At 43.3% G+C, this 21,994-nt stretch carries 16 protein-coding genes; all 16 read left to right on the top strand.

Going from position 1 to position 21,994, the window contains the following annotated elements; genetic code table 11:
* Positions 1–11: 11 nt before the first annotated feature.
* The 16 genes from ftsH to ACIRUQ_RS14700 all read left to right on the top strand — a co-directional run bounded on the left by ftsH (position 12) and on the right by ACIRUQ_RS14700 (position 21,968).
* The gene (gene ftsH / locus ACIRUQ_RS14625) at positions 12–1,844 is read left to right on the top strand and encodes an ATP-dependent zinc metalloprotease FtsH (RefSeq protein WP_278286225.1); all 1,833 of its coding nucleotides are present in this window, start codon (positions 12–14) and stop codon (positions 1,842–1,844) included.
* A gap of 610 nt (positions 1,845–2,454) precedes the next feature.
* Positions 2,455–4,563 (top strand): glycoside hydrolase family 13 protein, encoded by a 2,109-nt coding sequence (locus tag ACIRUQ_RS14630; protein WP_022035927.1) that lies wholly within the window; start codon positions 2,455–2,457, stop codon positions 4,561–4,563.
* Between the two features lie 368 nt (positions 4,564–4,931).
* Positions 4,932–5,321 (top strand): BlaI/MecI/CopY family transcriptional regulator, encoded by a 390-nt coding sequence (locus tag ACIRUQ_RS14635; RefSeq protein WP_055290705.1) that lies wholly within the window; start codon positions 4,932–4,934, stop codon positions 5,319–5,321.
* Positions 5,308–6,699: a M56 family metallopeptidase gene (locus tag ACIRUQ_RS14640; protein ID WP_055290703.1), complete on the top strand. Its 1,392-nt coding sequence runs from the start codon at positions 5,308–5,310 to the stop codon at positions 6,697–6,699. The genes ACIRUQ_RS14635 and ACIRUQ_RS14640 overlap by 14 nt, the downstream gene beginning before the upstream one ends.
* 691 nt (positions 6,700–7,390) lie before the next feature.
* Entirely contained in the window at positions 7,391–7,630 is a 240-nt protein-coding gene (locus ACIRUQ_RS14645; RefSeq protein WP_055290701.1) for a DUF3791 domain-containing protein, read from the top strand.
* Entirely contained in the window at positions 7,627–8,097 is a 471-nt protein-coding gene (locus tag ACIRUQ_RS14650; protein WP_021737990.1) for a DUF3990 domain-containing protein, read from the top strand. Before ACIRUQ_RS14645 ends, ACIRUQ_RS14650 begins: the two co-directional genes overlap by 4 nt.
* Positions 8,094–8,339, top strand: a complete 246-nt coding sequence (locus ACIRUQ_RS14655) for a DUF3791 domain-containing protein (protein WP_055290699.1) — start codon at positions 8,094–8,096, stop codon at positions 8,337–8,339. The genes ACIRUQ_RS14650 and ACIRUQ_RS14655 overlap by 4 nt, the downstream gene beginning before the upstream one ends.
* Before the next feature lie 201 nt (positions 8,340–8,540).
* Positions 8,541–9,311, top strand: coding sequence for an ATP-binding protein (locus ACIRUQ_RS14660; RefSeq protein WP_341438260.1), 771 nt, complete (start codon positions 8,541–8,543; stop codon positions 9,309–9,311).
* A 523-nt stretch (positions 9,312–9,834) separates the two neighbouring features.
* The gene (locus tag ACIRUQ_RS14665; protein WP_055290697.1) at positions 9,835–10,296 is read left to right on the top strand and encodes an Hsp20/alpha crystallin family protein; all 462 of its coding nucleotides are present in this window, start codon (positions 9,835–9,837) and stop codon (positions 10,294–10,296) included.
* A 351-nt stretch (positions 10,297–10,647) separates the two neighbouring features.
* The gene (locus ACIRUQ_RS14670) at positions 10,648–11,409 is read left to right on the top strand and encodes a hypothetical protein (protein ID WP_055290695.1); all 762 of its coding nucleotides are present in this window, start codon (positions 10,648–10,650) and stop codon (positions 11,407–11,409) included.
* A gap of 149 nt (positions 11,410–11,558) precedes the next feature.
* Positions 11,559–12,731: an LCP family protein gene (locus tag ACIRUQ_RS14675; protein WP_070103985.1), complete on the top strand. Its 1,173-nt coding sequence runs from the start codon at positions 11,559–11,561 to the stop codon at positions 12,729–12,731.
* The gene (locus ACIRUQ_RS14680) at positions 12,728–12,928 is read left to right on the top strand and encodes a hypothetical protein (RefSeq protein ID WP_021737983.1); all 201 of its coding nucleotides are present in this window, start codon (positions 12,728–12,730) and stop codon (positions 12,926–12,928) included. Before ACIRUQ_RS14675 ends, ACIRUQ_RS14680 begins: the two co-directional genes overlap by 4 nt.
* Before the next feature lie 138 nt (positions 12,929–13,066).
* Positions 13,067–14,641, top strand: coding sequence for an extracellular solute-binding protein (locus ACIRUQ_RS14685; protein WP_055290693.1), 1,575 nt, complete (start codon positions 13,067–13,069; stop codon positions 14,639–14,641).
* Positions 14,638–16,185 (top strand): helix-turn-helix domain-containing protein, encoded by a 1,548-nt coding sequence (locus ACIRUQ_RS14690; RefSeq protein WP_055290691.1) that lies wholly within the window; start codon positions 14,638–14,640, stop codon positions 16,183–16,185. Before ACIRUQ_RS14685 ends, ACIRUQ_RS14690 begins: the two co-directional genes overlap by 4 nt.
* Positions 16,163–17,932 carry a sensor histidine kinase gene (locus tag ACIRUQ_RS14695; protein ID WP_055290689.1) on the top strand — a complete coding sequence of 590 codons (1,770 nt, stop codon included), beginning with the start codon at positions 16,163–16,165 and terminating at the stop codon, positions 17,930–17,932. Before ACIRUQ_RS14690 ends, ACIRUQ_RS14695 begins: the two co-directional genes overlap by 23 nt.
* Positions 17,933–18,155: 223 nt before the next feature.
* Positions 18,156–21,968, top strand: coding sequence for a DNRLRE domain-containing protein (locus ACIRUQ_RS14700; RefSeq protein ID WP_404856505.1), 3,813 nt, complete (start codon positions 18,156–18,158; stop codon positions 21,966–21,968).
* The last annotated feature ends 26 nt before the right edge of the window (positions 21,969–21,994 follow it).

The following is a 21,994-nucleotide window of genomic DNA, read 5'->3' on the forward strand; positions in this document are numbered from 1 at the left end:
GAACTTTGAAATTGAAACGTAATTTTAGAGGCCTTGGATTGTATGTGGTGATTTTCCTGATCATCATTCTGGGCTGGTATTCTTTCGCTTCCAGGGGAATCGGAACAAATACCTGCACACAGGCAGAATTTGAGCAGGCACTGGAGGATGACAAGATCAATTCCATCGTGATCAAACAGAACGAGGAAGTTCCTACCGGTACGGTGACGATTCTGCTGAAGGATGGAACCCGCGAACTGATGAATGTATCGGATGTAGGGGTTATTCAGGAAACACTGAAAGAGGCAGATTTTGACAATTATACACTGAAAGATGTACCGGGTGAAAACTGGATAGTACAGATTTTACCGACCCTGCTGATGGCAGGTATTCTCATTTTCTTTATCATGAGTATGAATGCGCAGGCCGGAGGCGGCGGTAATTCCAAGATGATGAATTTCGGTAAAAACCGTGCGACGCTGACCATGGGCGAGAATGTGAAAGTCCGCTTCAAAGATGTAGCAGGTCTGAATGAAGAAAAAGAGGAACTGGAAGGAATGGTTGATTTCCTGAAGGATCCGGGCAAATATACAAAACTCGGGGCACGTATTCCGAAAGGTGTTCTGTTAGTGGGACCTCCGGGTACCGGAAAAACATTGATCGCAAAGGCAGTAGCCGGTGAGGCGGGAGTACCGTTCTTCTCTATCTCCGGTTCTGACTTCGTGGAAATGTTTGTCGGTGTCGGTGCTTCCCGTGTCCGCGATATGTTTGCAGAAGCCAAAAAACATGCACCGTGTATCGTATTTATTGACGAAATCGATGCAGTCGGACGCCGACGTGGAACCGGTATGGGCGGCGGACATGATGAGCGTGAGCAGACATTGAACCAGCTGCTGGTAGAGATGGACGGTTTTGGTATCAATGAGGGCATCATCGTTATCGCAGCAACGAACCGTGTGGACATTCTTGATCCGGCATTGCTGCGTCCGGGCCGGTTTGACCGTAAAGTATATGTGGGGCGTCCGGATGTGGGCGGTCGTGAACAGATCCTTTCCGTTCATGCGAAAAACAAACCGCTGGCAGATGATGTGGATCTGAAACAGATTGCCCAGACTACGGCAGGATTTACCGGTGCAGATCTGGAAAACCTGCTGAACGAAGCTGCCATTATTGCAGCAAAAGATCAGCGGATGTACATTTGCCAGAATGATATCAAGAAAGCATTTATCAAAGTAGGCATCGGTGCCGAGAAAAAGAGCCGCATTATTACAGATAAGGAAAAACGAATTACAGCATTCCATGAGGCTGGTCATGCGATCCTGTTCCATCTGCTTCCGGATGTGGGGCCGGTTTATACAGTTTCCATTATCCCGACAGGCGTGGGAGCCGCAGGTTATACCATGCCGCTGCCGGAAAAAGACGAAATGTTCCATACAAAGGGACAGATGCTTCAGGAAATCATCGTAGATCTTGGCGGTCGTGTGGCGGAAGAACTGATTTTTGAGGATGTCACTACAGGCGCATCCCAGGATATCAAGCAGGCTACTTCTCTGGCGAAGTCTATGGTTACCAAGTACGGAATGTCTGAAGATGTGGGACTGATCTGCTATGACGATGAGGAGGAAGTCTTTATCGGAAGAGATCTGGGACACACCAGAGGATACAGCGAGACAGTGGCTACCAGAATTGATGGCGAGATCAAACGGATCGTGGATGAGTGTTACGCAAAAGCACGTCAGATGATCCGTGAGCATGAGGATGTGCTGCATCGTTGTGCAGAACTGCTTCTGGAAAAAGAAAAAATCAACCGTGATGAGTTCGAGGCGTTATTTGAGGAAAAAACTGTAGAAGCGTCTGCTGAGTAAGAATTTGTTGGAAATGTACCATGGTTTGTGCGATATTTCCGTAAAATGCGGAGAAGGTTACTTGCGGGTAATGGCGAAAGTGCATAAAAACAATGAACAAAATTTGTGAACTTTATGCACACTTATTTACTGGGATTTGCTATTATACTAACTGTAAATACCCCCAATACATTATATAGTTTTTTGCTACCCCCATAGTAAAAAATACCTTCTCCTTTTGAAAGAGACAGCAGATCGATTGGCTGTCTCTTTTATTTTTTGTGGTTAAACGGAACGTTTTGAGATAATACGAAATCGGGAAATCTTTTCTCAGCAGCTAGTCACTCGTTACCTTCATTTCACTGCGGTTTCATCGCGCTCGTTCCCGGCTCCTATAGAAGCTGGTCGCCTCCCACTCGCGCAAAACCTTGTGAAAATCAGTCACTCGCTAAATCGCTTGCCGAGAAAAGATTTCCCGATTTCTTATGTTATGTAAAATGTGTGTTCTGTTTCTATAATGTTGGCTGATAAAGCACACTATGTGTAACAAATAATATTAAAAAACATATAAGATGCTACTGTTTGCATTAATAGTATGATAGAAAAATAAGTATTTACCGAGGGAAAAGAAATGACATATGATTCAGTACAGAAATTTAACAGTGTGGAAAATTATATTCTGCAGATGCGGCCGATTCTGAGAAAGCGGGCGTTATTCTCTGATGGAACAGCAGATTACCGGATGCCGCCGGAACCAAAGGCAGGTGACACCGTGAAAATTCGTTTCCGGACCGCTGCCGATAATGTGGACCTGGTGGTGCTCTGCCATGAAGATGAGCACATTGAAATGTATCTGACAGATTGTGATCGTGATTTTGACTATTATGAGGCGGAAATCCGTGTCGGTGAGGAACAGTACAAATATCATTTTGAAATCATATCCGGTATGCTGCGCTGTACCTATGACCGGGCAGGTGTATCCAGAGATTTCCGACCACAGTACGAGTTTTGCATCATTCCGGGATTTTCTACGCCGAAGTGGGCAAAAGGTGCGGTTATGTATCAGATTTTTACCGATCGCTTCTGTAACGGAGATACCTCCAATGACGTGAAAACCGGTGAATATTATTACATCAACCGTCAGACAAAGCAGGTAGAAAACTGGGATAAATGTCCGGAAGATTTCGACGTGGCAAACTTCTATGGTGGTGATCTGGCAGGTGTACTGTCCAAAATGGATTATCTGGAAGAACTTGGTGTGGAAGTGCTCTACTTCAATCCGTTGTTTGTGTCCGCATCCAGTCACAAGTATGATACACAGGATTACGACTATATCGATCCACATTTTGGTGTGATCGTAGAGGATGGCGGCGAACCGATGCCGCAGGACTGCTGCGACAATCGCCAGGCTTCTCTGTATAAGGCCCGTGTAACAAATAAGAAAAATCTGGAGGCCAGCAACCAGTTATTTATCAAACTGGTCGAGGAGGCGCACCGCCGTGGCATGCGTGTCATTCTGGATGGCGTGTTCAATCACTGTGGATCCTTTAACAAATGGCTGGATCGGGAAAAAATATACGATGATGCAGAAGACTTTGAGCCAGGTGCTTTTGCAACAAAGGACAGCCCATACCATAGTTATTTCCATTTCCAGAATGACAACGCATTTCCGGATAATCTGACATACGAGGGCTGGTGGGGACACGATACTTTACCAAAGTTGAATTATGAGGAGTCTCCGGAACTGGAAGCCTATATTCTCAATGTGGCGAAAAAATGGGTATCTCCGCCATACAATGCAGACGGCTGGCGTCTGGATGTGGCAGCTGATTTGGGACACAGCCAGGAGTATAACCACCTGTTCTGGAAAAAGTTCCGTAACGTGGTAAAAGAGGCAAACCCGGAAGCACTGATCCTGGCAGAACATTACGGCGATCCGAAAGACTGGTTACAGGGTGATCAGTGGGACAGCGTCATGAACTATGATGCTTTTATGGAGCCGATGACCTGGTTCCTGACCGGTATGGAAAAACACAGTGATGAATATAAAGACTATATGCTGGGCAATATAGAAAATTATGAGAATACCATGACACACTATATGGCAAGTTTTGCAACATCCTCTCTGCAGTGTGCAATGAACCAGCTGTCCAATCATGATCATTCCCGCTTCCTGACCAGAACAAACCATAAGGTGGGACGGGCGGCAAATCTGGGAACACAGGCAGCTTCGGAAGGTGTCAATAAAGGGATCATGAAAGAGGCAGTTGTCATTCAGATGACCTGGCCGGGTGCTCCGACACTGTATTATGGAGATGAAGCAGGTCTGTGCGGATTTACGGATCCGGATAACCGCAGAACGTATCCGTGGGGAAAAGAGGATAAAGTTCTGATCCGTTTTCATCGGGATATGATTCGGATTCATCGGGAAAATCCTGCACTTCGCACCGGTTCTGTCAAGTTTCTGCGCGGAGATCGAAATATCCTCTGTTATGCGAGATTTAACCGGGCACAGCAGTTTATCATTGTAGTAAATAATGATGGTTATACAAGAAGTATGGAGATTGGCGTGTGTGGAGCCGGGGTACCGTCTTCCTGTCAGATGACGCAGATCATGTATTCTTCGGAAGACAATTATTCCATGGCACCGGTAACCTATCAGGTAGAAAGAAGCTATCTGAAACTGACGCTTCCAAAATATTCTGCTGTTGTGTTGCGACATCAGTCAGAAGAGGACTAAAACAACACATATAAACACTAATTTAATCTGACAGAATTAGTTGAATAAGCCATGTAGGCTATGCTATACTTGAATCGTAACAAGAGGTGATGAAACAAAAGTTTGTAAGATTCAGAACAAACTTCATGTTCAACATTTTAATATCGTAGGTGTTATTTTTAAAAGAATTCATAGTATAGCAGTATTCATACTTTCTTTTGTTGTCAAACAAATAGTGACATGGTACAATGAGCGCAGCGAATGAAACGCTGTGTAACTTGTAATACCAGAAATCGGGATAGACCTATCATATTGTAGCACAGTGTCTGATTCGCAAAAACAAAAGAAAAAGATATAGGTTTATAAGGAATCTATCAGGAGGAATGGCTATGCTGGAGAATGATTTAACAAATATTGAGATGTTGATAATGAAATGTATCTGGGATACACCGGAAGAACTGGCCTTATCACAGTTGGTAACAATGGTGAATGAGCGGTTTGATAAAAACTGGAGACCGCAGACAATTTCTACCTATCTGGCACACCTGGTGAGAAAGAACTATCTTACCATGCGCAGATCTGGAAAAGTTTTTCTTTATCATCCGGAAGTAACAGAGGAAGAATACCGTTCATCTCAGATGGATGAGTTAGTTCATTACTGGGGAGAACCGGGAACACCGACAGAGTTTCTTTCAGCATTGTTTGTAAAGGGTGAGAAAGAAAAAAATTCAGAAGAAAATCTGAAAGATTTAAGAAGCTTAATGGATGAACTGGATTAATTTTTTCTTTTATGTAATTGTTTTGAATTCGCTGACCGGTACGGTTGCATATCTGTTGTGTAAACTTCTGGCACTGGTCGCAAAGAAATATAATGCAATACGGATCATATATCCGCTGTATCGGCTGGTATTGCTGTTTTATATTGTGCCGTTGGGATATATCTATATCAGGTGCAAAGTTGGATTTTTCTATGGATCAGCCACTATCGGAGATGGCTTTTTTGGGAATCTCGAAATTCATTTACTGATTCAGCTATGCCTAGTGACATGGATTATAGGTATGATTGGTATTTGTGTAGTATATTATGCGGGAAAGTGGAAAAAGTACCGTATAATGTATCGAAATAATCTTCCGTTTCGTGGAGATGAGTACCGTGCAATTTTGAGGCGTTTTTATCCTAAGAAAAATTGGAATCGTATTAGATTTTGTACGAATTTTACGGTTGATTCGCCTTGTGTTATGGGGATTTTTCACCATACGATTGCATTCAAAACATTGAATTATTCAAAAGAAGATATTGAGATAATTTTAATGCATGAAAGTACACATATTGTACGTAAAGATAACTTGGGAAAGAAAATTGCAATGGTCATAGTTCTTATCAATTGGTTTAATCCTGTGTTACGCTTTTATCTGAAAGACTTGGATGCATGGGGCGATATTTCCTGTGATATTCATGTGTGCAGCCGCTTTTTAGGTGGACATGCCAGAAAATATTTTGATCTTTTATGGCGATTTAGCCAGATGGAAGAACAGTATTCTGAAAATTTACCTGCTTTTGTTTCGAAACTAAACAGTGAACAGTCACTGGGAAAGAGAGTGGAGTATATGATTAGATGGCAGAAAGCAGGAAAGAAAACGGGAGTAAGTGTATTATTGGCACTGACTTTGGTGATTGGCAGTTCGGTGACAGCATTTGCATCAAGCGTACAGGTAGCAAGTCAGCAGAATAATTTATATTGCAAGACTAGAGTGCAAGAAGTGGACGTAGTGGATAACGACGATTTACAGGAGTATGTGATTCCGGCAGATCAGGTGGATGAGGAAAAATGGGACAATGCGATTGTTTATGACGATGCGTTATTAGAACCATTAAGCATACAGAGAAATTTTGACTGGAAAATACCGGGAAATAATTTTGCTCGTTCAGTAGGCTTTATTAAAAAAGCTGGTTCCACTATTGTTGTTTCCTGCTATGTATATGATGACAGATATCATCATGTCGGTATCCGCAGACCGGATGGTTCGATGCTTTATGTCAACGGAATGCATCAGGTTACAAAGACATTTAACTGCGAGACCACAGGCACTTATTATGTGTATGTAGAGAATATGAGATCCAAACAAATCCGTGCAGCAGGCTATTTTATTAAATAGTATGGTTTTGAGATACACGACGTATCACATTGTACATAGCGGAGTAGTTGAATGATGTACCCTATGCGTGTCGTTATAAGGAGAATATCAGAAGATTTGATCTGAAATTATTTCCGTCGGGAAGGTGTCCGCTGTATAAAAAATAAATGGATGAAAAAGAGATAAAAGAAAGCGTCAGCAGAAGTGCTTTGTTCTGGACAGAGTACACCTGCTGACGCTTTGCTCTTTTTGAGAGGAAATTCATCGTAATTTCCTCTCAAAAAATTTCAAAAAAAATTAGCACTCAACTCTTGATAATGGAAATCGATTTTTGTCCTGTAGATCAAATGGCATGGGTAAGAGCTGATAATCAACACAGAGCGATTGCGGAAGAGATTATTCTCAAGGAATTGATTTATATTTAAATGAAAGTGATGAGGTCGTGGATTGCAACCTCATTATTATGTGAGAACATGAAATAGCAGTAGGCATAATGAGAAAAATAGGGTAATATAACAGTAAGCAGTTAGTGTGGTTTTGAAATGCCAATTTGGCATTTCAAGTTATATAAGGGAATTGGAAAAATTTATTCTGGAAATGGGATCGGATTTTGCATTTTTAGCAAGACAGAAACATTTGGTACTGGATGGCAAGAAGAATTATGCAATTTCCAAGGATGTTTTGACTAAAATAAAGTAAGGAGGACTTGCGTATGATGACGGATGAAAAAATCAAAAATTCCAGTGAGCTAGAGTTTACTGTATTTTGCATTGAAAATGTAGCGGCAAAGCTGGGGGTGGATGCAGAACGTGTTTATCAGGCATTTACCGAACAGAGTGACATTCTGAACGGATATATTGTCCCAGAATATGAAGTGCTGCATACCCAGAGCCGGGAATATATCGTTGATGACCTCCTTGATCTGATGAAAGAAAGGGGTGTGGAAGTATGATTCTCTATCATGGTTCTTTCTTAGAGATTGTAAAGCCGGATTTGGCTCATTCCCGCCCTAACGTAGATTTTGGGCGTGGCTTTTATGTCACGCCGCTGTATGAACAGGCTGCGAAGTGGTGCGGTAAATTCAAACGCCGTGGGAAAGATGGCATTATCTCCCGGTATGAATACGATGAAAGTCAAGAAAACGAGCTGAAAACGCTGAAATTCGATTCTTATTCTGAAGAATGGCTGGATTTCATTCTGAACTGCCGCAGTGGAAAAGATTCGACAGATTATGACCTTGTTGTGGGTGGTGTTGCCAATGATAAGGTGTTCAATACTGTGGAGCTGTTCTTTGATGGGCTGATTGATAAGGCGGAAGCTATCAATCGCCTGCGTTATGAAAAGCCGAACCTGCAAATATGTTTCCGCACAGAGAAAGCATTGTCTCTGTTGCATTTTGAAGGGAGTGAAACACTATGACAGCAAATCCAATTTTGCTTCAGAAAAAATATAGCCGTATTATTGAATGTTTTGCTAAACAGCAGGGACTTTCACTGGATGCGGCATTGGATTTCTTTTATCATTCCCAGGTTTATCAGCTGATTCGTGACGGTGTCTCCGATATGCACTGCATGAGTGATGCGTATTTGGCAGAGGAATTGAAACAGGAATATGAGGAGAAAGTGCCTGAAAATGCGGTAGTAAAGGTGAGAATAAAGTGAGACATAATATTTTTGATTCAATACCATCCAATATAGTTTCTGATAAAGCTAATGTATTTGCTGATTTTTTACAGACGGCAGGATTGTATGATTCCATGAAAATAAGTGAAGATAATATTCAAGATTTAAGCAGTATTTGTTGACCGTAGAGAATATACCGGTCCGCTTTGGGAGCAGATAGACGAAGCATTTCAGTTTGTTTTGAGAAATATTCATTTGGGTGCTACTATTGTGGGAATTTATCGCCAGGACGTTTATGAGATTCCACCGGATGCCATTCGTGAGTTGATTATTAATGCTATGGTACATCGTAGTTATCTGGATCATGGTACGATACAGGTGGCGGTATATGACAATCGATTAGAAATTACTTCCCCAGGAAAGCTGCCAATGGGACAAACGCTGGAGCGTATGAAAGAAGGTTATTCTAAAATTAGAAATGAAGCTCTTGCTCATGCGTTTGCTTACATGAATCTGATTGAACATTGGGGAAGCGGTATTCCGAGAATTATAGACAAAGTAAAAGCTGCCGGACTGCAGGAGCCGGAGTTTATTGGTGGCGAAGTTGATTTGCGTATCAATATTTATCGAAGACAGGTTGACGGCACTGTTGACCTCAATGACCTCAATAATGCCATTAAAGTGCCGGATACTATTGACAAAATGCCAGATAGTGACAATAAAGTGCCGGATAAAACAGAAATAGTGCCAGATAATATGAAAAAAATGCCGAATAGTGGCAATGAAGTGCCAGATACGACTGAGAAAATGCCGGATAGTGAACAGGAACAACAAATCTATAAATATGTATTGGAAAATGGCTCTATTACTACTGCTGAAACAGTACAGATTTTAGATGTAAAACATCGTAGAGCCAGAGCTATCTTGCTGAATATGGTTAAGGACGGTTATTTAAGAAAAGAGGGTGCGGCACGAAGCACTATTTATGTAAAAAGTACGGAAGGGAGATAATGCGTTTTCTGTAAAAAAATACTTTCAGTAGATGATTTGGCTACAAATATGAGATGGGACTTATATCAAATCCGGCGTGGTAAGAAAATCAGACGAATATATTTTTCCAAGAATTTGTCGTAAAAATGTGGTCAAACCAAGAAAATTGAGTGCGAGAGTAAGTGAAAAATCCCTGTGAAGTAGTGGCAGCCGCCATGCACAGCTCGGGAAAGACTTCCCTCGCTGTCGGGCTGTCGCCCTATACATTTCCATGAAAGAGCCATCTTTATCAAGCAAGCTTGAAAGATGGCTCTTTCACGTAAATGTGCATGGCTCGTAGCGTTCACAAATTTTTCACAAAATAATTAGCACTCGATGCTTGACATGGCTAATAATAAGTGCTATATTACAACTAGAACAAAGGAAGAGAGATAAAAGGAACACAGAAAAGTTCCGCAGATTTCAAATCTGGTTGCTCAAGTAATCAACACTTCGGATTCTCCGAATGTGCACAAAATATAGTTACTGAAAGGAGTAATGACCTATGATGATGCCTAGAATTTTTGGAGAAAACTTATTTGATGATTTTATGAATGACTTTGCATTTCCGGATTTTACGGACAATGCAAATATTGAGAAAGCTTTGTATGGTAAACATGCAAAAAATCTGATGAAAACTGATGTCAAAGATACCGAGAACGGATATGAAGTAGATATTGATCTTCCGGGCTTCAAGAAGGACGAGATTACCATGAAGCTGGAGAATGGTACACTGACCGTGAGCGCAGCGAAAGGTCTTGATAAAGATGAAGAGAACAAAGAGAAAAAATATGTAAGACGTGAGCGTTATGCAGGCGGAATGAGCAGAAGCTTCTATGTAGGCGAGCACGTTGATGTAGAGGATATCCATCCGAAATATGAAAATGGTATCCTGAGCTTCATCGTTCCGAAGAAGGAACAGAAGGCCGTAGAGGAGAAAAATAAATTCATCTCTATCGAAGGCTAATGCCCGGAGCAGGATTTTTTGTTGACAGGATGCTCGGATGTGTGTTCCTTAAAAGGAATGCCCGATATCGGACATTCAGACAGACATAGCATAAAATAAGATAAATATGTATCGAAAACTCCGGTGGGAAGTAAAATTCTCACCGGAGTTTTTTTGTGTTTTTCTATGCGCGTTGCTGTCGAATCCGTGTCGGATTTTGTCGAAATCGTGTCGAATGCTGTCGACAGGTGAGCAGATGTTAAACAATTATGTAAAAGTCTCTTGAAAAACACGACTAGATTGATAAAATAGTTGCAAATCAGAATGTTGCAGAGATTCTGAGAAGAATATTACAATGTTAGGAGAAAAGAGATGGAAAAGAGAGTATCTATCAGGGACATTGCAGAAATGCATTTGTCACAGCAGTTGGAACGAAAAAAAGCATTATTGTTAAATCTGGAACTCGATGCCTGTGCACGTCAGGGGATTCCGTGGACACCGACGCAGGGTATTCTTTCGCTGGAAGACCGCCGCAGGTATGAGATGAATCAGAGTATCATTTTGCCGAATGGCACCTTTACCAAGCAGTTTTCTCTGCCTAATTATTTCCGGGGTGAAAATGCATATGCACCGACAGGAAAAAATCTGCAGAAGTACGATGTTGCGGACAAATATATTCCGGGGATCAGAAAAGAATGTGCCGGCGGTCCGGAGGAATGGCTGGAATTCACCAGCAATTTTGATCTGGCATTGTTTTATGCCTGTTGTAAGTGGGATGAAGAACAGTTGGAATGGCTTCCCATGACAGAAGCAGATATTGAGCGTCCGTTTGGCGAGGGTGAGCCGGATCCGCATTATGGTGTGATCTATATGGCGAATGCGGAAGATGCAAGATTCTTCGGTACATACGCAAATGCACCGGAGTATCATATCATGACACCGGCAGGAAGTCTGGTAGATGGCGGGAACCGGGAGTATATTTTTGCAATGCGCATGAGAGATAAAGATGAGCTGCAGAAGGATGCACGTTTTGACATCCTTGTGTTTGAACATACAGAGAAATTCTGTCAGGATGTATATGAACTGATGCAGAAATCATTGCCGACCGGTTCCGCAGTGTTTAAAAAAATTTAAGAAAATAAATAGTTGAGTTTTTATAGTCCTTGGAGTATGATATTTTCATGCATGTAAAAAATTGACCGTGCATAGTCCTGCCATGTCCCGGCGGGGCAGTTACAAACGTTGAATGGTAAGAGTTGACGAAGAAAACACGGAGATAAAAAATGGCAAGAAATAAAAAAAATTCCAAGAGACAGAGAAGAAAAAGAAAACTGATTCTATTTATTATTGAGATTATTATTTTGATCCTGGTTGCAGGTGCACTGTTTGTGTACAGTAAACTGGATCTGATCAAATCAAAGAAACTGGATAATACAAAGGTTGGAAAAAATGAGGTTTCCGAAGAAACTCAGAAAACATTTGAAGGATATACTACCATTGCATGTTTTGGTCTGGACAACCGTGAACAGGGTGTTTACGAGTCCGGCAACAGTGATGTGATCATGCTGATGAATATCAACAATGATACGCATGAAGTAAATCTGATGTCGGTATATCGTGACACCTATCTGAATGTTGCCGGTGAGGGACAGGAGGAGAAGTTCCAGAAAGCCAATGCGGCTTACGCATACGGTGGACCGGAGCAGGCAGTGACGATGCTGAACCGTAACCTGGATATTGATATCGATAATTATGTAGCCTTTGATTTCAAAGCGGTTGCACAGGCGATTGATATTCTCGGTGGTGTAGATATTGATGTTGAGAGTGAGGAAGAACGTAAATATCTGAATGATTATGTATCTTACACCAGCGAGTATGTAGGTGGAAGTGATGAAGAAGTAGAACATACCGGATTGCAGACCTTAAACGGTGTACAGGCAGTATCTTATGCACGTATCCGTTATACAGCAGGTGATGATTACAAACGGGCAGAGCGTCAGCGCCGTGTTCTGACAGAGATGATCAAGAAGGCAAAATCTGCAAGTCTGCCAGAGTTAAACAGCCTGATCAATACTGTATTTCCACAGATTTCTACAGATCTGGACAAGAAGGACATTATCAGCATGGCAACTGTCATGATCAAATATGATATGGCAAACAGTGGTGGATTCCCGTACAGCAAAGATACCTTTACTCCGAGCAAGAGCATCGGAAGCGTGGTAGCACCATGTGATCTGGAGAGTAATGTTATCGAGCTGCACAAGAGACTGTATGGCACAGACAATTATACACCGTCTGAGACTGTTAAAAAGTACAGCGAACACATTGTGGATGTGAGCGGATATACGGCAGAAAGGAAGGCGGATAACCGTTTCAGCGGACAGGATGAATTCTTTGGAAACGGAACACAGACAACCGATGATGGATCCGGTTCAACGGAGGATACAACAGAATGATGCGTTTGTTCATTTGCCCGGAATGCGGGTGGATGCGTACTGTTTCGAGACGGGCTTCTGTGGAATGTTTCAAATGCAACGGTGTGATGATGCAGCCGGTGAAATTGGAATATACTCAGTATGTCAAGATGTCGGAACAGGAACGAATGGATTATGCAGACAGTTGGATGTATATCCATCGGAAAAAGAGCAAATAGAAAATAGATCCCCATGCAGAGAAATCTGTGTGGGGATTTTTTGTGCTAAGGCTCCTTTACGAATGATATTTCTTGAATTGACAGATAAATTATGTTTTTTTACAATAGAGGAAAAGTGGAAAAACAGGAGAAGAAATAATGGGAAGAGCAAAGCAGATACTCGCAGTGTTGCTTGTGGCAGTGTTAATGTGTCTGTCGGCCTGTGGACAGGCAGGGGACAACAGCAAAAAGCAGACGGACAGCAATGACGCACAGACGGGCAACTATGTAACACTGAAGGCAATCACTCTTGGACAATTGCCGGAAAATGGAATGGACGAATTTTATGAGGAGCTGGATGCCATGACAGAGGAACTGGGATGTCATCTGCGGTTTGATTATATCCCGTGGGGGGATGAGCGTTCCCAGTTGAACATGGCTATCGCATCCGGGAAATATGATTTTATCTCAAATGGAAATTTTTCAGATTATTATCAGCAGGTGGCGAAGGGAGCATTTCTAAATCTGAATGCTTATCGGGACGTGGTACCGGAGCTGTTTGCACATTATGAGTCCTATCGGGAGGATTATCTGACGAATCTTGAGTGGAACGGTGGTCTGTATGGCATTCCACAGTTTAACAAAGATACCATCAGCGACACCGGTGGAGGATTTTTCTACCGGACAGATTTGCTGGAGGAATGGAATCTGCCGGAGGTGACAGACTTTGACAGCATGCAGCAGTATCTGTATGCGGCAAAAGCGGACGGAAGATATCAGGATGCGGCGCTGATCACGGACAACCGTGCATGGAATGCGCTGTGGTATCTGAATAATGAAAAGTATGAGGAGATCGGAACATTGGAGACAGTTCCCTATGCAGTGACAGACCGGGAGAGTTGCCGGACTGTGATCAGCCGGTTTGAGACACCGGAGTTCCGGAAGACGCTGGATGTACTGCATCAGTGGTATGTAGATGGCATTTTGAATCCGGGAATACTGGCTTCCCTGGATAATGAAGGGGTGACAGCTCTTGAGATGATGCTGGCAGATGAAAAGCCGTGTGAGACGAATGCACCGATCTGGACCGTGAATAGTAGTTATGTTCCGGCTTTGTATCGCAAACATCCGGAGTGGATGTATGGATTTTTCTCTTATCAGATGAACAATGGGAATATTACAAAAAGAAAGCAGGGAAAAGAGGTGTCCTGCATTTCGATATCCTCCAAATGCAAAGAGCCGGAGATGGCGGTGAAGCTGTTGGAAAAACTGCATACGGATGAGAAGTTTTACACACTGATCCGGCAGGGTGTATCGGGAATTCATTATGAGCTGAAGGATGGTGAGGTTTCCCATGAAAATATTCCGGAGGAAAATTTATTTTCATACTGGACGGGGTGTGTGGATTTTACTCTGGAACAGCCGGAGTATATGGAAGATAGGCAGTGGGAACAGGAATATCAGAAGATACAGGAACGGACAGAGGAGTTGTGTGAGACCGCACCGGATGACCTGCTGATGGATTTTTCATGGGAAGATAATGGACTGAAAGAGATTGAAAGCCGGTTGGAGGAAGTGCGCCGGGATTATCTGCTGCCGTTGTGCTGCGGGGTCTCTGACAACATTGAGGAAGATTATCAGACAGCAATCCGGAAATTGTATGAAGCAGGATTACAGCAGTATCTGGACATTTTGCAACAGCAATTAGATGCGTATTGGGAGGAGAAGTCATGAAATTGCTTATCGTAGATGATGATATCTATACCAGAGAGGGACTGGCAGAGACGATTCCCTGGAACCTGTATGGCATTGATGATGTCATGCAGGCGGAGAATGGAAAAGAGGCATTGCATACTGTGTCCTGGTATCTGCCGGATCTGATCATTACGGATATCCGGATGCCGCAGAAAAACGGCATTGATTTCTGCAGGGAAGCGATTCGTCTGGTACCGGACTGCAAGATCATTTTTATTACCGGTTACATGCAGACGGAGTATCTGAAAGATGCGATAGATTTGTCTGCGGTGGCATTTATTGAAAAACCGATTCAGCCGGAAGCAGTAATGGAAGCACTGGAAAAAGCGGTGGGAAAGATTCAGAAGCATCAGGAACACACCCGGCTGAGAAAGGAAAACGAAGCATATCAGAAGAATCGTTTTTTGCAGGCAATGCTGCAAAAGGGAGTTACAGAGGAGCAGCTGGAAGAACTTTGCAGAAACTGTGGATTTTTCTGCACCCGTCAGGAACGGTATCTATGTATTCGGATCTGGGAGCAGGGTTCCGCAATGGATGATGCACAGTGTGATCTATATTTGCAGCAGTATTTTGCGGAGGGTACGGAGTTTGTTCTGAGTACCCGGCTGCCGGATGCGGAACAGTGTGTGGCTGTGTTTGCCTGTGAAGAGAAACGTCAGTCCGAGATTCTACGGAAATTGAGGATGTTTGTATCCAAATACACAGAGTACACGGTTGCGGTGGAGTATTTTGTGGATTCCCTGTCTGGTGTATACAACAGCAGCCGACTGGCACAGATAGCCATGGAGCGTGGATATTTCGAACCGGAAGTGCATTATCTGGAGGTGGATCGTCTGGTACAACGGAAATACATTGATCCGGGAATTTATCAGGTATTTTTACAGGTATATAAGGAAAATCCATGGCGTATCCGGGAGTGGTACCAGGCACTGCTGCAGCAGTTTGCAACGAAAAAACAGGCTATGACAGAGGGGGCACAGATCATTGCGCTGACAAGGACCTTTGCCAGTCAGATTTTAAATGACTATCCGGAGAGCCTGACGGCAGTCGGAGAGTCCGATGTGGAGACCTATATGCGGCAGCTGGAGCGCACCAGTAACATCCGGGAGACGGAACAGCAGTTTGACTTGCTTTTGAATGGCATGGAGCGTTGCCTGGTAGAGCAGAACCGTTACAGCCGGCTAGTGAGCGATATCCGGACATTTTGTATCCGGAATTTATCGGACAATACCCTGGGAGGGCAGATGATCTCAGATCGGTTTCATCTGTCTGTGACCTATTTAAACCAGCTGTTCAAGCAGGAACTATCTGTGACCATCAAGCAGTATATCAGCGAGATGCGGATGGAGCGGGCCAGAGAACTGTTGACACAGACTTATGATACGGTGGATGAGATTGCGGCAAAGTGCGGTTATTCCAATGGCAATTATTTTGCTAAGGCGTTCCGTGAGAATCAGCACATGTCACCGACCGATTATCGCAAACAGATGGAGAAGCGTTATGAAAAAGAACCAAGGACGTAAGCTGCCATTTTTTTATCACTGGAAACTGTCCAGGAAACTGCTGCTGCTGTTTCTGGGGGTCTGTGTGCTGCCGATCACGGTGATACTGGGGATCACAATGTATCGTATGGTATGCAGTTCCATTCAGATGCAGCTGTATACCATGGATCAGAACTATGATCGTGTCGTACAGAATTTTGAAAATATTCAGGAGCGGATGGAACGAATCGCATCACTTATTATGGTATCAGACGAAGTGGGAGATGCCCTGCGCAGTAATAAGCAGGACAGTCTGGTAGATGAACTGCAGAGGTTTGACAGACTGTCGGATTATACTTATCAGCTGGAGATGAGTTCCGATGATATCTCAATCCTGTATTATATCCCGGATCAGTTTTTGATTTCAGGTAGCGGAAATACCTGCTATCGCCCGGAGAGTGAACTGACAAAGTGGAGCGTGGATGCGGAGACGATGGAGCAGACCGCCGGTGATTCCTGGAAAGTGATACAGGAGAAGAACCGCTATGGACAGCGGAAGAGTTATCTGGCAAACTTCCGTGTGATCTGGAATACAGAACAGTATACGCAGCGGCTTGGCATCGTGGCGGTGATGATTCCGGTAAATACGGTAAAAGAGAGTATGAATAATGTGATGCACATGCAGAGCATGTATCTGCTGGATGAACAGGGGACGGTGCTTGTATCCGGTGGAAACGAGCAGGCACAGAATCTGCAGATGCCGAAGTTGCAGGGAACGGTCTCGGAGACACATGAAACCAATGGAGCCTGGATGGTACGCAGCGGTTTGCTGCAGGAGGGCGGTATGACACTGGTTTCGCTGGTGCCGCGGGATGTTCTGGTGCAGGAGTCAGGCAGAATCATCCGGGAAATGCTGATCTGTTATGGAATCATCTGTGCACTTACTTTTGTACTGCTTCAACTGGGCAGCCGGCAGTTTCTTGGCCGGGTACACCGGCTGGATACGACCATGGAGGCTGTGGATCAGGGAATCCTGGAGCCCATTGATGTGCCGGAGTGCCGGGATGAACTGGGGCGTCTGATCCTGCGTTATAACGGCATGGTGGAACAGATCCAGCGTCTGATGGAAGAGCAGTATATACTTGGTAAGGAAAAATCCGAAGCGCAGCTGCATGCATTGCAGGCACAGATCAGTCCGCATTTTCTGTATAATACGTTGGACATGATGAACTGGATGGCGGTAAAAGGTGAGACGGATAATATAAGGGCAGTGCTGTCCGCCATGTCACGGTTTTATCGGATGGTGCTGAGCCGGGGTGCTTACATCATCACTATCGGCGAGGAGATCCGCATGTGTCAGGCCTATATGGAGATCCAGGTGCTGCGTAAAAAGAACAAGCTGCAGTTTGAAGTGGATGTGGATGAGGAGATCTATCCATATCTGATTCCAAAGATCACGCTGCAGCCGATCCTGGAAAATGCCGTGCTGCACGGAATCGATGAAAAAGAGGGCGGTCGCGGAACCATCCGCCTGTCCGGGCGGATCCAGGAGGATCAGATTATTCTGGAAGTGCAGGATGATGGTGTCGGTATGGATCCGGCGCTTTTATCAGAAGAAAACCTGTCCGAACACAGTGGAAAACATTACGGTCTGTCCAATGTGAGGACACGGCTTTGGCTCTTTTATGAAAAAAATGCAGAACTGTCCTGCAGTAGCGCACCGGGTCTGGGTACAAAAATTACCCTTCGATTTCCGAAAAAATCCGATGTGGAAGATACTGACGAGTAAAAACAGAAAAAAACGGGTAGTTTTTAGAAGTACATGGAAGAAAACGCAAACTTCCATGTGCTTTTTTTGTGTGAAAAATGAAAGGAAATACAAAAAAAGTCCTCTTAAAATCAGACTGCCGGTTGAAATATAATGTAAAAGAAAGAAAAAACTGCAAAGTAACAGAAAAATGGAAAAATATGCTGATCTGAAAGCGGATGGAAAAAGGAGAAGGAGGAGAACAATGAACAGACACTCACACAGAAGGAAAAAAATATCAGCCAGAGTAATGGCACTATCCATGGCAGCGGCAATGGCGGTTACGGTGTATCCTGTACCTGCTTTTGCGGAGGAAGGTCAGAATGTGGCCCAAAAAGTACAGGTGCTGGATAAAACCGGGGGAAACATTCATGATTATGGAAAAACCGGAGATGATCCGGCAACACCGGATGTGGATGAATCCGCAATTGTTGCAAATTCTGATGTACTGAGATCCGCACAGTATCAGGAATCTACAAAGTATGAGTTAAAAGTAAACGGAACACCGGTTTCTGTTTATAAATATCAGAAACAGACGGATCCGGGAAGCCATTATCATATGGATATTGCAAGATTTTCTTCCGATGATGCGGAGCCGGTTTTTGAGATAACCATGAAAGACGGGTCAACCATTGACAGTATCTATGTATCACCGGAAAGATATTATCCGGAAGATTCCTTTGAAATCAGTACAGATAAGAAAACTGTAAAATTTAAAATGTCAGCAGACTTACGTTACTGTATTGTAAATATCAATGGCAGCATCAATGATACCAATGGCAAACCGCAGCTTGCAATTATTAATGATGCGACAGAAACAGATAAACCGGATGTGACAGCGGCAAATGTACTGAACTTTAAAGATTTTGCAGAAAAATATCTGCAGGAGCATCCGATTACGGATACCGTAGGCGAAGTTTGCACAGAGGCAGGTACGGTTACAGATACATCTATGAATGATGGGAAAGAGTACACCTGGTCCTACGGGGAAGGAACATATGTGGCTTATGATGCAAAAAAGGTTATGTTCCCGAACAAGCGTGTCCGTCAGAAAAATGATGTATCAGAAGCATTTCAGGCAGCACTGGCAGAAGTGAAAAACAGTGATACACTGGATACAATTTATTTTCCGGCAGGTACATATCTCTGGTCCGGTCTGTCCATTAAGAACTGGGATGGAAATGGAAAAGACGGAAAGCTGAATATCTATCTGGATGAAGATGCATTGCTTGTAAATCGTCTGCAGGAGTGCACACAGGCGATGGAACCAGCGATCGGCATCTGGGATTCCTCCAACATTACTGTTTCCGGACGGGGCATTATTGATGGTCAGGGAACTTATAACTACAGCTGGGACAAAGCGGATGCGGAACTGAGCTCTCATCAGGGCGGAAGTATGGTAGTTCGCTCTCAGAATATTACGTTTAATGATACTTATGTCAGAGATGTAAAACAGTGGAACTGGGAATGCCACACGGTAAAAAACATCAATTATAATAATATCAAAGGTCTGAGCCCATTTCAGCATGCCTGGGTGGATGGACTGGATCTGACAAGCGGACAGGGAATTCATTTAAATGGTGCAATTACCATGGGCAACGATGATACCTTTGCATCCGGACACTATAATCCGAGTAATGAATTCCCGCAGAGACGTCTGAAGAAGAAAGATTTAAACAATCTGTCTACGGAAGATCAGAACATTGCAGCAGCAGCGGCAATTTACAACAAAGACAGACTGCAGTGGGATACAGACGATACAACAGATGTAAATATCAGCAATACATTGGGTTGGAGCACCTTTGCCAATGCAGTCCGACTGGGACACAATACACGCTTCAAAGCAGATGGCGGAAGCTATCAGATGCGTGATTACACATTTAATAATGTCAATACATTGCATGTTACAGGTTATGGAACGAATGGTGGTGGCGGTGCACTGAGTATTCAGAACGGTACGAGTGGCTGTACCCCAAATTATGAAAATCTGATATTTAATAATTGTTCCTTTACGGCAAATAACGGAAACAATGTTGCAAATATTCCGAGTGGAAACGACCTCAATCAGTTTAATCCGAAGAACGTTACCTTTAAGGATTGCTGGTTTAAAGATGCGGACACACCGTTTTCATTCAAAAGCATTGATAATGTAACGATTGATAATCTGTATCTGGGCGGAAAGCTGATAGAGTATGATTCACAGGTTGATCTGACCGTTGCAGACAGCGTGAAAAACTTTACATTCCTTGTAAACGGTGAAAATATTAAGAAAAATGCGGCACCGGTATTTGAAAATCCGGATAACGAGCCATTTCATGTGAAAGCAGGAGAAACCGTTTCTTTCCAGGTAAATGCAACTGATCCGGAAGAGAATAACGTGACCTTATCGGTTGTCGGCGCACTTCCGAAAGGTGCATCATTTGATGCTGAAACTGGCGCATTTACATGGGAAACCTCTGACAGTGACAGTGGAAAGAGAGAAATTACGTTTAAGGCATTGGATGAGTATGGTGCTTCCACACAGAAAACGGTTACCATCAATATTGAATCTGACAGGGTTCCTGGAAAAGATGTGGAAGTATCCAGAACCGTTGTGTCACAGGATACATTTGCAGGCAGCTGGAGCGGAGATCAGACAGCGGACTTTGGTGCAAAGAATTTCCTGCGTACTTCCTATGGAACAGACTCTAAAGGAACATTGGGAACAGCAGGCGGAAGTGATAATAAAGTCACATATCTGAAATTTGACGTGTCACAGATTGACCTTACACAGGTTGACCGTGTAAAATTGCAGATGACTTTACTGGGTGTACGTTATGATGAAGCTGCAAACCTGGATGCACAGCTTCAGATTGCCATGACAGAAAATACAGACTGGACAGAAAATACTCTGAACTGGAAAAATAAACCGGCAATTTTAGATGTAAATGGAGTAATTATTTCAGAAGAATTTAACCTTGGAGATATTGTAAGTAATGATCCTGGACAGATCAGCACACCAAATGGTACTGTAGCAACCGCAGATGTCACATCACTTGTTGCAGTGGCAAAATCAGCCGGACAGGACAGTGTTACACTGGCTGTAAATGTGGTTGACAAACAGGTTGACAAAGCTAATCGTATTTTCTTTGTAAGTAAAGAAGGTGCAAAGAATTTTGAAAATGCAGAAAATATGGCACCGGCATTGGTAGGTACAAAGACAGTGGCAATCTCCGGAATTAAAGTAAATGCACCGACAAAAACGGTATATGATCTGGGAGAGTCATTTGACACAACCGGTATGACAGTTACTGCTTCCTATGAAGATGGAACCGAAGATGTTGTAGATCTTTCTAAAGTAATCATAACTGGTTTTGACAGCAGTAAAGTGACAGAAAAGCAGACAGTTACTGTAAAATATGCAGGAAAGACAGCTACATTTGATGTAGAAATCAGAAATATCATAATTCCGGAACCGGAACCGACACATGCAGACGGACTGGCAAATGAGATGGCAGAAGATGGAAAATGGTATGTATACAGAGATAATGCGGTGGATTATGGTTATACCGGACTTGCAGCAAATGAATATGGCTGGTTCATGGTAGTAAACGGAGCAGTAGACTTTGGTTACACCGGACTTGCAGCAAATGAATATGGCTGGTTCATGGTAGTAAACGGAGCAGTAGACTTTGGCTACACTGGACTTGCAGCAAACGAATATGGCTGGTTCATGGTAGTAAACGGAGCGGTAGACTTTGGCTATACCGGACTTGCAGCAAACAAATATGGCTGGTTCATGGTAGTAAACGGAGCAGTAGACTTTGGCTATACCGGACTTGCAGCAAACGAATATGGCTGGTTCATGGTAGTAAATGGAGCGCTTGACTTCACTTACAACGGACTGGTACAGAATGAGTACGGCTGGTGGAAAGTAACTGCCGGAAAAGTAGATTTCAATTACAACGGATTTGCAACCAATGAATATGGAACCTGGTATGTACGCGGCGGAAAAGTAGATTTTTCTTATCATATGTAAGATGTAAACACAAGTAAGCGGTATGA

The sequence above is a fragment of the Eubacterium ramulus genome (assembly GCF_045002895.1).
Taxonomy (GTDB): Bacteria; Bacillota; Clostridia; order Lachnospirales; family Lachnospiraceae; genus Eubacterium_I; species Eubacterium_I ramulus.